Genomic DNA, 10,502 nt, shown 5'->3' with positions numbered 1-10,502 from the left:
TGAATGATTAGCTAGAAATGTGGTTAAATCTGTGATAAACTGGGTCATGGGAATAAATCTTTCTAGTAGTATTTTTTTGTCTAACTCTACTATAACAGGATTTATTCCTTTTTTGCGTTTACACAAGATATTGTACACTCTCAGTATCTAGGATACTGTCGCAATTTCTAACTGTGAAAAGAATCGGACGAATGAGGGAGTGAAGACTATTCCTGATTTTTTCTTTTTTCAAAATGGGACAAAAATGGGACACTTTTACAAAATCCCCTTTCCAGACACTCAAAAAAGCCTGATATAACAGGCTTTCGGAGTGTTATTATGGATGCCCCCTGCAGGGATCGAACCTGCGACCCACGGATTAAGAGTCCGCTGCTCTGCCAGCTGAGCTAAGGAGGCAAAAAATAGCTGTATTGGTGCCGAAAATTCATGGTTTGTATTGAACCCGCGCAAATAAGCAGGTGGGTGACATGCTCTAACTGAAGCTGCTTCCGTGTGGAACGGCCTGCACGCGGTTAGATGTCTTTGTCTCCCGGGTTATACAAAAAATAGTCGGTCAACACTTGAGTATGAATTCGTACACCACAGCGTATCTTTATATCTATCATACCACTTTTTTTTGAATTGGCAAGTAAAAAAGTTAAAAAAATGGAAACGTCATCATTTTTTGGCTTGATCAATCCAGTCTTTACGTGCAGCCAGGGCTTGTTCGTAACGGCCGGTTTGATTGGGTTGGAAATAGTGGCGGTTTTTGAGTTGAGCGGGTAGGTAGTCTTGGTTGACCCATTTGTCTGGGTAGTCGTGGGGATAGAGGTAGGTTTGTTTCTTACCGGTGTGTTGGCCGCTGCGGAGATGGTCTGGAACGGGTAGGGAGCCGAAGGTTTCTAGGTCAGCTAAGGCTTGGTTCATAGCGGCGTAGGCAGAGTTGGATTTGGGGGAGAGGGCTAGGTCGACGATGATGTTTGCGATAATGATGCGGGCTTCGGGGAGCCCAATGCGTTTGGCGGCTTCAAGCCCAGTGACGGTATGGATTTGGGCTTGGGGGTTTGCGAGGCCGATGTCTTCGTAGGCGATGACGGTGAGGCGGCGGGCTAGGCTGTCTAAGTCGCCGCCTTTGATGAGACGAGCACCGTAGTGGAGGCTGGCGTCGACGTCGCTGCCGCGGATGGATTTCTGGAGGGCAGAGAGGAGGTCGTAGTGGCCGTCACCGTCTTTGTCGAGGGTGAGGTGGCTGCTTTGGAGGGAGTCTTGGAGGATATCCAGGGTGAGTTGGACTTGGCCATCCTCGTTTTTGGGGGTGGAGAGGGCGGCGAGTTCGAGGGTGTTGTAGGCGGCGCGGAGGTCGCCGTTGCTGGCCTGGCTGAGGAAGGTGAGGGCCTCAGAGGTCAGGTGGACGGGAAAGGGGAAGCCACGTGTGGGATCGTCGAGGGCGGCGCTGATACCGGCTTTCATTTCGGTGGTGGTGAGGGGTTTGAGTTCAAAAATTTGGAGGCGGGAGCGGATGGCTGGGTTGATGGAGTAGAAGGGATTTTCGGTTGTGGCTCCGATGATGGTGAGCTGGCCGCTTTCCAGGAGGGGGAGGAAGAAGTCTTGTTTGTCCTTGTTGAGGCGGTGGATTTCATCGAGGAGGAGGACCAGGCTACCGGAGAAGCGGGCTTCTTCAGCGATTTCCTTCATACGTTGTTTGGTGTCTGTTGTGGCATTGAAGGTGCGGAAAACTTGGCCAGTGCTGCCGGCTAGGGCGCTGGCAATACTGGTTTTCCCGATGCCGGGAGGTCCGTAGAGGATCATGGAGAAGAGTTTGCCGGCATCGACCATGCGGCGAAGGACTTTTCCGGGCCCGACTAGATGGGTTTGGCCAACGATTTGGTCGAGGTTGGTGGGCCGCATGCGTAGGGCCAGGTTTTGATTCATGACTTTCTTCCTCCTTCAATCTTGTGGTAGAATAATAACTACTATTATAGCACACAGGAGGAGGTCAATCCCATGGCTAAATATGGATTTATTGAGGTCTTAGACCAGGAACTGGACCGGGCTTTTCCCTTTGACTACGAGATTCAATGGGACAAGAAAAATCACGCTGTTCAGCTCTCTTTTTTGTTAGAAATTGCCAATCAGAAGCAAGTTGCCTTGCTGGACGAGGAGGACCAGGTTTTTGCGGAGGAGCTTTTGTTGGAGGAGACACTGTTGTTTGTCAATCCAGCCAGGTCCCGCTATGAGGCGGCGGACTATTTGACGGTTCTGCCCTATGACCCTAAGGTTGGTTTTTCCCGAGAATTTTTAGCTTATTTTGTCCAATTTTTGTCAGACCTAGCTGAGTCTGGCTTGGATGCCATTTTTGATTTTTTACAAGATGAAGAAGCGGAAGATTTTGAATTGGTTTGGGATCAAGTGGCTTTTGATCGTGGTTTGGAAAAAGTGGAAGAGGGGATGTCCTATCCCTATCCGCGTTATTAGGAGGAAAAAGGATGTGGCAGGAATTAGCGGTTATTGTAAAGCGTGAGGGCGAAGAATGGATGAGTGACCTCTTGATTGGTCTGGGAGCCCAGGGTGTGGCGATTGAGGATAGTCAAGAGTTTCAGCGGCAGGAAGATGGGTTTGGAGAATTGTTGCCAGAGGTGGCGGTGCTGCCGACGGTGACGATCCGTGCTTATTACCCGGACCAGGTGGATTTGTCTCAGTTGCGCGTGGAGTTAGAGGCTGCGATTGCGGCAGCTCCAGTGGACTTTGACAAGTCAGAGATTCGGGTAGAGACTCAGAACCTGGAAGAAGAGGACTGGGCTGAAAACTGGAAGAAATATTATGAGCCAGCCCGGATTAGCCAGCAGTTGACAATTTTGCCCTCTTGGACAGAGGACTACCAGCCTGTTCCTGGGGAGAAACTGCTTCGCCTGGATCCGGGGATGGCCTTTGGGACTGGGACCCACCCAACTACAAAATTGAGTCTTTATGCCTTGGAGCAGGTGTTACGGGGAGGTGAACGGGTTCTGGATGTCGGAACCGGAAGCGGGGTCTTGTCCATCGCGGCTGTTCAGCTAGGTGCCCAGCAGGTGTTTGCCTATGATCTCGATGAGGTTGCCGTGAAGGTGGCTCAAGAGAATATTGACTTGAATCCTGGTGCAGAGCGGATCCAAGTTGCCGCAGGGAATCTGTTGGTCGGAGTGGAAGAGCGGGCCCAGGTTATTGTTGCCAATATTCTAGCGGATATTCTGGTTCTCTTGACAGAGGATGCCTACCGTATTTTGGAGGAGGAAGGCTACTTGATTATGAGTGGGATCATTGCAGATAAGTGGTCCCAGGTGCGGGGAGCTGCTGAGGCGGCTGGTTTCTATTTGGAACGCCAGATGATTGAAGGTGAATGGAATGCGGGCATCTTTAAGAAGACCCAGAATCCGGAAGGCGTGATTGGAGGCTAGAATGCAGCAGTATTTTGTCCCAGGCCCGGTGACCAATCCTTACCAGGTCCAGGAGAAGGATCTCCTTAAACATTTATTTTCAGTTCTCCGCCTGCAGGAAGGGGAGCAGTTGATTTTTGTGTTTGACCAAGGAGAAAAATGGCAGGCACGTTTGATCGATCGGGATTCGGTCCTCTTTGAATTGGAACAGTCGGTCCCTGCTGACAAGGAGTTGCCGGTGCAGGTGACCCTGGCCTGCGCCTATCCCAAGGGGGATAAGTTGGACTTGGTGGCGCAAAAGGCGACTGAACTGGGGGTGCACCAAATCTGGGGATTTCCAGGTCAATGGTCGGTGGTCAAGTGGGATGCCAAAAAGTTGGCCAAGCGGCAGGAGAAGTTACGCAAGGTGGTCTTGGGAGCGGCTGAGCAAAGCAAACGCGACCTCTTGCCCCAGGTGGAACTTCTGGAGAGCCAGGCTGAGCTACTGGCTCGTTTTACGGATTTTGATTTGATTTTAGTGGCCTATGAGGAGGCAGCCAAGGCGGGAGAACGCAGCCGTCTGGCTCAGGCTCTTGGTCAGCTGGCAGCAGGTCAGCGGGTCCTATTGTTAGTTGGTCCTGAAGGTGGTCTCAGTCCCCAGGAAATTGCTTCCTATGAGGAAAGGGGAGCTCAGTTGGTTGGCCTTGGCCCACGGATTCTCCGCGCGGAAACCGCACCGTTTTACCTCTTGAGTTCGATTTCCTACCAATTAGAATTACTTGGAAATCAGTGAAGCTTTGTGTTTTGAGGGAATCGGTCCACATCGTAGGAAACTCCTAGACGGGCGAAGTGTCTAGGAGTTTTTCGGTGTTATTGAAGGTTAGTCAGAGGAATTTCGGCACTTTTAGTTGCTCTGTCCTTTTAGATGGAGAGAAGATTGGACTCAGGTCTGTCTTTTTTACAATTGGTCGCGGTTACGCCTAGAATAGTATGGTATAATAAGCACATTGATAGAATTGGGGTTTCTGTCTTTCTTAGACGGCCTCAATCAAAACTAGACGATGTATGGAAAAGGAAAGTAGGAACCAGAATATGCGGACTTTGTTAATAGGGAATACGTCTTATGTAACGGAGACCTTTATTCAAGAGAGTTTCCCTCAGGGAGAGGTCTTTATTTTTGGAGACTCTGATTTAGATGCGGGGCAGAACCAGAATTTGACAGTGGTTACGCCCGAGCAGAGTCCCTTCAACTTGACGGAGATTTTAGAGGCTTATGATTTTGAACAAGTGGTCTTTTTCTCAGACCATCTAAGCTACAAGAATCCAAGTGCCAAGTCGCTTGTGGTTTTGCAGGAATTTCTTGGTATTTTAGTGGCTGGTAAGGCCTCTATCAGCAAATTCTTGTACCTAACAGGTCCGCAGCTGCAGTCCAATTTCCCTGGTTTGCAGGAGTTGGAGGCAGACTTGTTGGCGACCTTGACGGAGCAGCCTTACAAGATTCTGCACCTGCCCTATCTCTTTTCAAATTGGGAGCAGGAAAGCTATTTTGCCAAGCTGTTGAGCCAGGCTCAGCTGCGAGGTCGGATGGAATTTGCGGAGTCCGAGGAGCAGCTGGCGCTATTTATCAAGCTTGAGGCACTGTCCTCCCTTGTTTATCGGATCCTTGATAGTTGGGATAACCAGGTCGAGACCCTGGCCTGGCGGCCAAGTGCACCAGCGACTTTTGGTGATCTTGCAGCCTTCTTGCAAAAAGACGAAGTCTTGGCCGACCTGGAAGTTCACTTCCGAGGTCAGGAGCAAGAGCTTTATCAGGACTTACGGGGATCTCGGTTAACGGAGCGTTACCAGTGGTCTGAGCCAGCTGCTATCTTGGATTTGCCTGTGGTGGCGGGCCTTCAGACAGCGGAGCAGATGGCTCTTCCTTTGAAGGCCACTTCGTCTCCCTGGATGGATGGGTTAGTACTTTTGGTTGGAGCATTAGTGGCTCAAGGTTTGCAGCTCTTGGTGGCCCAGCAATCCTTTGCCTTATCCTTGTCCTTCCCATTGTTGTATTTGGTCTTGGTGGCGCAAGCACGGGGTATTAAGAAGGGCTTCCTAGCTCTAGGCTTGGTTGTCTTTCTACAGCTACTGTTGGCCCAGGGGCAAGCGATGAGTCTATTAAGCTCAGCCGCTTTTTGGATTCAGTTGCTGGCCTATGTGTTAGCAACAGCCCTTGCTGGTTATTTGCAAATGCAAAGTCTGGATCGACAAGCTGCTTTACAGGTTGAGCAAACGGCTCTCTTGCGTGAGCACCAGGCTCTCCAAGAAAATTACCGCCATGTCTTGGAGGACCGCCAATCCTTGCGCTACCAAATCCTGAGTGAACGGGGTGGTTTTGGCTATTTTGCAACCCTGTTTAACCGTCTGGCTCAAGCTCCAGGCAAAACCCTGTTTGCGGAAGCTTTGAGCCAATTGGACACCAAAATTCAGGCTCAAAAAATGGGGATTTACCGCTTTGACCAAGGTCTGGTGACCGCCCGCTTGGTAGCAGCGATCCAAGAGGGGATGCCTGAGAAAATGGATTTATCGGTTCTACCACGGGTGGCGACTCGGATTCAAGAAGGATCAGCCTGGGTCAATGTTGACCTCTTGGCAGGTTATCCGGCCTACGCTATCAGCATTAAACCTTTTGGTCAGGTAACCTACCTACTCTGGATTGAGGGCGTAGATTTCCAACACATGAATCTGCAGGAGTCCCAACAAATTGAATTCTTCGTCCAATTGCTGGCCTTCTTTTTGGAAAGAGAAGAGACCGGCCGGCGTTTGGGTCGAGTTGAAGGGAAGGAGTAGCCTATGGACTGGATTTTTCTAGGCCTGGTTTTGCTAGTCCATGTCATATGGGCTAGCTACTTGACCAGCCAACGCAAGCGAGGAGTCCTTCACTTTCCAGGTTACTATGCGCTTTTTGCCTTTCTGTTACCAATCTTTGGTCCCTTGCTGTTGTCCATTATTCATTTGAGCCAACAAATTGAATTGGATCCAAAATTGGTCGAGGAACCGGTTGAATGGGGGGTCGAAACGCAAACGCAAGGCGTTGATTTGGATCCGCATCAAGGGCTTGTATTGCCACTGGAGACCGCTCTGCTGTTAGAGGATAGTCGGGTGGCTCGGGGGCTTCTGTTGGATTTGCCTCTGGATAAGGCCAAGGATAACTTGGAATTGCTCTTTATGGCACGGCAGCACAAGGATCCGGAGTTGGTTCACTATGCTGCCAGTATGATTGCCAGTGTCCAGGAAGATTCGGAGCGGGAGATTCGGAGCCTGCGTCAGCGTTATGAGGAGGCTCCTCATGAACCTGCTCGCCTCAAAGCCTATCAGAAAGCCTTGGAGGCGTATTTGGCGCTGGATCTCTTGGAGGGGCAGGCTCGTCGGGCTTATTTAGTCCAAGCGCGACGCTTAGCCAGTGCCCAAAAGGAGCAGTCGCACCACTTTAAAGGTAGTCTCCGCTTGGCGCAGATTAATTTGGATTTAAAAGATTATGAGGAAGCCCAAGAAAACCTCTATACCCTGCTGTCCCAATGGTCGGATCGGGAAGAGGTTTGGATGTTGGTGCTTCGCTATTATTATGAATTGCATGATGCTTGGAATTTCCGCAAAGCTTTGGCTTCGGTACGGGATGAAGGCATCTATATTACCCATGAAAATGAAGCCAATTTACGCTTCTGGGAGCAACGCTTAGAAGGCCTTGTTTGAGGATTGGATTGTCACTGAGGAGAGAAGGAGAAAAGTATGAAAATTGCCCTTATTTTTGAAGGTTCTTATCCCTATGTTCATGGGGGTGTTTCAACCTGGGCTCATGACTACATTCAATCCTTGCCAGAACACGAGTTTATCATCTGGACGGTGCATCCTGGAGCTTCTGTATCCAAGGAACCGGTTTATGAAATGCCTGCCAATGTGGTTGCCTTTTATGAGGTCTTTTTGGACCAGGCACCCCAGGTTCGTGGGACGGAGCCATCAGGCTTGTCAGATTCGGAAAGGTCTAGTCTACAAGCCCTGATCCGTGGGACAGATCCTGCTTGGTCGCAGCTCTTTCAAGCGGCTCAGGCAGGGCGCCTTGATCCAGCCTGGTTGACGCGAAGCTCGGACTTTATCTCCTGGGTGGAGGATGTGGCCAAGGAATCTTATCCGTTGGTTCCGTTCACCGATTTTTACTATTCCATGCAATCCATGGTTAGCCCTCTATTAACAGTACTGGGAGCTGAGATTCCCCAGGCAGATATCTACCATGCGGTTTCGACAGGTTATGCGGGAGTTTTAGGAGCGCTGGCCAGCCAGCAGACCGGTCAGCCTTTCTTTGTGACGGAGCACGGGATTTATAGCCGAGAGCGGGAAGAAGAGATCCTTAGTTCTAACTGGGTTCTGCATGCCTTGAAACAAGCCTGGATTGTTTATTTCAATCAATTGGCGCAGCTGGCCTATGACCGGGCCGAGCAAATTACATCCCTGTTTGAAAATGCCCGTAAGACGCAGATTGCCTTGGGTGCGCCAGCCCAGAAGACCAGGGTGATTTCGAATGGGATTCATTATGACCGATTTAATGGAATCCCGCTCAAGGGTCCGGGAGATTGGGTGGACATTGGGGCCATGATTCGTCTGGCTCCGATTAAGGATGTTTTGAATTTGATTCGCGCTTTTGCGGATGTCAGTCAGGTCCTACCCAATGTCCGTCTGCACATTCTGGGGGATACGGTGGATCCAGACTATGCCCAACAATGTTACCAATTGGCTGAAGATTTGGAGCTAGACCGGCTGATTTTTGCCGGCCGGGTTGATGTTGGTTTCTACATGAAGGAGTTAGACTTTACGGTTCTGTCCAGCTTGTCTGAAGGCCAACCCTTAGCTGTGTTGGAGTCCTTGGCCGCGGGTCGTCCCTGTGTGACAACCGATGTGGGGGCTTGTCGCGAGCTGTTAGAGGGTGGTCCTCTAGACCAACTTGGTTTAGCTGGGGTGACGGTGGCGCCGACCGATAGTCAGGCTTTGGCCCAGGCCATGATTAAAATGGCTTTATCAGAAGGTGCTCGCTGGCGGATGGGCCAGGTTGGTCGCCAACGGGTAGCCCGGAGCTACCAACACCAGCAGATGATTAAAAAATACCAGCAGATGTATGAAGGGAGGCTGATCTAGTGGCCGGAATCGGTTTTGAATTGCGAAAAATTTATGATGAACAGACTCCCCTCTCCAAGGAGAAGGCTTACGGCTATACAAGCTTGATCTATGTCGGTCCCTTCTTGCTGGGCTTTTTCCTGGTTGGTTTGGTGCAAGTATTGGCCCAGTTTACCCTAGTCGATGCGGCGAGTCGCTTGCAGGTTTTAACAGCCATTACCTATGCCATGTTGGGCTCCTTGGGGCTCCAGAGTCTGGTTTCCTATCTGGTCAGTCGCTATTTGGCGGACTGTCTCTATCAGGATCAGGAAGACAAGATTCTACCTTCCTTCTTTGCCTCTAGTGCCCTGCTGTTAGTCTTAGGGGCCGTCCTGTATGGGCTTTTCCTGCTGTTTGCGGGCTTGAGTCCCTGGGCCTATCTCCTGAATTTGCTCTTATTTGAGGTACTGACCTTAATTTGGAATGCTATCCAGTATTTAACAGCCATTCAGGAATACCGCTCGATCAGTAAGGCTTTTCTACTTGCAGCAGGAATCCTAGCTGTGGTGGGCGGTCCAGCGGCTTATCTGGGTCTGGACCAAGGCCTATTAATTGGGACCTGTTTGGCCTATGGTTTTATCCTGATTCGGATGGTCGGTCAGATTCTCTTGCACTATCCAAGCAATCACCGCCTGTCCTTTGAATTTTTGAGTCGGGTGGATGACTACGCGGATTTGGCGCTTGTCGGTCCGCTCATGTTCCTAGGCCTGTACGGGCACGTTGTTCTAGCCCTCTACAGTCCCTTGAGTCAGACCGTCTCCGGTCTGTTGCGCCAAGCTCCGAGTTATGATTTTGGCCTCCTCTTGGCCTTTCTCCTGCCCCTCTTTGGCTTGGTGACCTATGTCATTTCGGTTGAGGTTTTCTTTTATCCGCACTTTCACCGCTTTTTCCTTTTGTACAATAAAAAAGGCAATTACCTCAGTCTGCAACAGGCTGAGCGCGAAATGATGCAGGTTTTGCAGCGGGAACTGGGCTACCTCATTTGGAAACAGGTCATTGCGACCACTTTGCTCATGGTGGTGCTCAACCTCCTGCTCTTGCCGATGGAAGCGAGCCTGCCAAGTCAGAGCCTCTTTCTGTTGAACCAGCTTTGCCTGGCTTATGGAATTTATGGAATCGGCAATGCCTACCTGCTAACCCTGCTTTATTTTGCGGACTATCGTGGGGCTAAAAGCCTGGCGCAAATCTTTGCGCTCCTGTCTCTGGGTCTATCCGCTCTTCTAGCTTGGACAGCCCCAGCCTACTTGGCTTGTGGTTTCCTACTTGCCAGTCTAGCCTTGGTCCTCCTAGCTCGCAAACGCTTGGGCGGTCTGCAGGAACAAATGACCTACCATGTCTTGGGCCACCCAGCTCAAGCAGCCCAAAGCAGAAAAAATACCTATCGGCAACTAGCCCAGAAATTAGAAAAACTTTTTGCCAAGTTCGAATAAAGAAGTAACCCCGGGACCAACTCCCGGGGTTACTTCTTTATCAGTTCATTTTAACGTTCGGCCTCCCACTCGGCATAGAACGTAAGCGCCCAATAACAGGGTACATCAAAAAACCTCCAAGATTGTAAGCAGCTTGCTTTGAATCTTGGAGGTTTCTTTAACGACAATGCTCTTGTATTTGTTTTGCCCATGGTAAATAAGCCTCTAGAACCTCCTTTTTTTCGAGAGTCTCCTCGTTTGGTAAATGTTCTAGTAGGAAAACTATATATTTTTCACTGTCCACTTGGTGGAGTTTGGCTGTCTCAATTAGAGTCATAATAATCGCACTAGACTCTGCTCCCCCTAAACTCTGGGAGAACAACCAATTCTTGCGTCCCATTACTAAGGATTTGATTGCTCTTTCTGCCAAATTATTGGATAGAACGAGACGTCCATCCTCTAGTACAGTTTTGAATGTGGACTCATAATCCAAACTGTATTTGAGAGCACGGCCTAACTTGGATTCTGGTAAGACATA

The 10,502-nt window shown here is 50.0% G+C and carries 9 protein-coding genes, 1 tRNA gene and 1 other RNA gene; 7 read left to right on the top strand and 4 right to left on the bottom strand.

Annotated features, from left to right (window positions below; translation table 11 throughout):
* Positions 1-323: 323 nt before the first annotated feature.
* The 3 genes from E5983_RS06895 to E5983_RS06885 form a co-directional block, all read right to left on the bottom strand.
* Positions 324-396: transfer RNA gene (locus E5983_RS06895), tRNA-Lys, on the bottom strand.
* 2 nt (positions 397-398) lie between these two features.
* Positions 399-591: non-coding RNA, 6S RNA (gene ssrS, locus E5983_RS06890), on the bottom strand.
* A 66-nt stretch (positions 592-657) separates the two neighbouring features.
* Complete coding sequence (locus tag E5983_RS06885) at positions 658-1,911, bottom strand: replication-associated recombination protein A (protein ID WP_160333142.1); 1,254 nt, start codon at positions 1,909-1,911, stop codon at positions 658-660.
* Between the two features lie 72 nt (positions 1,912-1,983).
* On the opposite strand from E5983_RS06885, the gene E5983_RS06880 reads away from it, so the two are divergent.
* The 7 genes from E5983_RS06880 (at position 1,984) to pelG (ending at position 9,985) form a co-directional block, all read left to right on the top strand.
* Positions 1,984-2,454 carry a DUF3013 family protein gene (locus E5983_RS06880; RefSeq protein ID WP_160333141.1) on the top strand — a complete coding sequence of 157 codons (471 nt, stop codon included), beginning with the start codon at positions 1,984-1,986 and terminating at the stop codon, positions 2,452-2,454.
* An 11-nt stretch (positions 2,455-2,465) separates the two neighbouring features.
* Positions 2,466-3,413 carry a 50S ribosomal protein L11 methyltransferase gene (gene prmA, locus E5983_RS06875; protein WP_160333140.1) on the top strand — a complete coding sequence of 316 codons (948 nt, stop codon included), beginning with the start codon at positions 2,466-2,468 and terminating at the stop codon, positions 3,411-3,413.
* A 1-nt stretch (position 3,414) separates the two neighbouring features.
* Positions 3,415-4,164, top strand: coding sequence for a 16S rRNA (uracil(1498)-N(3))-methyltransferase (locus tag E5983_RS06870; protein ID WP_160333139.1), 750 nt, complete (start codon positions 3,415-3,417; stop codon positions 4,162-4,164).
* Between the two features lie 272 nt (positions 4,165-4,436).
* On the top strand, positions 4,437-6,200 hold the full coding sequence (locus E5983_RS06865; protein ID WP_160333138.1) for a hypothetical protein: 1,764 nt from the start codon (positions 4,437-4,439) through the stop codon (positions 6,198-6,200).
* 3 nt (positions 6,201-6,203) lie between these two features.
* Positions 6,204-7,103, top strand: a complete 900-nt coding sequence (locus E5983_RS06860; RefSeq protein WP_160333137.1) for a tetratricopeptide repeat protein — start codon at positions 6,204-6,206, stop codon at positions 7,101-7,103.
* A 36-nt stretch (positions 7,104-7,139) separates the two neighbouring features.
* The gene (pelF, locus tag E5983_RS06855; protein WP_160333136.1) at positions 7,140-8,537 is read left to right on the top strand and encodes a GT4 family glycosyltransferase PelF; all 1,398 of its coding nucleotides are present in this window, start codon (positions 7,140-7,142) and stop codon (positions 8,535-8,537) included.
* The gene (gene pelG / locus E5983_RS06850) at positions 8,537-9,985 is read left to right on the top strand and encodes an exopolysaccharide Pel transporter PelG (RefSeq protein ID WP_160333135.1); all 1,449 of its coding nucleotides are present in this window, start codon (positions 8,537-8,539) and stop codon (positions 9,983-9,985) included. Before pelF ends, pelG begins: the two co-directional genes overlap by 1 nt.
* A 157-nt stretch (positions 9,986-10,142) precedes the next feature.
* On the opposite strand, the gene E5983_RS06845 is transcribed toward pelG, so the two are convergent.
* Positions 10,143-10,502, bottom strand: a 360-nt coding sequence (locus E5983_RS06845) for an IS66 family transposase (RefSeq protein ID WP_160332692.1), incomplete at its 5' end; no start/stop codon positions are given.

This window comes from Streptococcus danieliae, from assembly GCF_009767945.1.
Classification (GTDB): Bacteria; Bacillota; Bacilli; order Lactobacillales; family Streptococcaceae; genus Streptococcus; species Streptococcus danieliae.
This window is presented reverse-complemented; position numbering and strand designations above follow the sequence as displayed.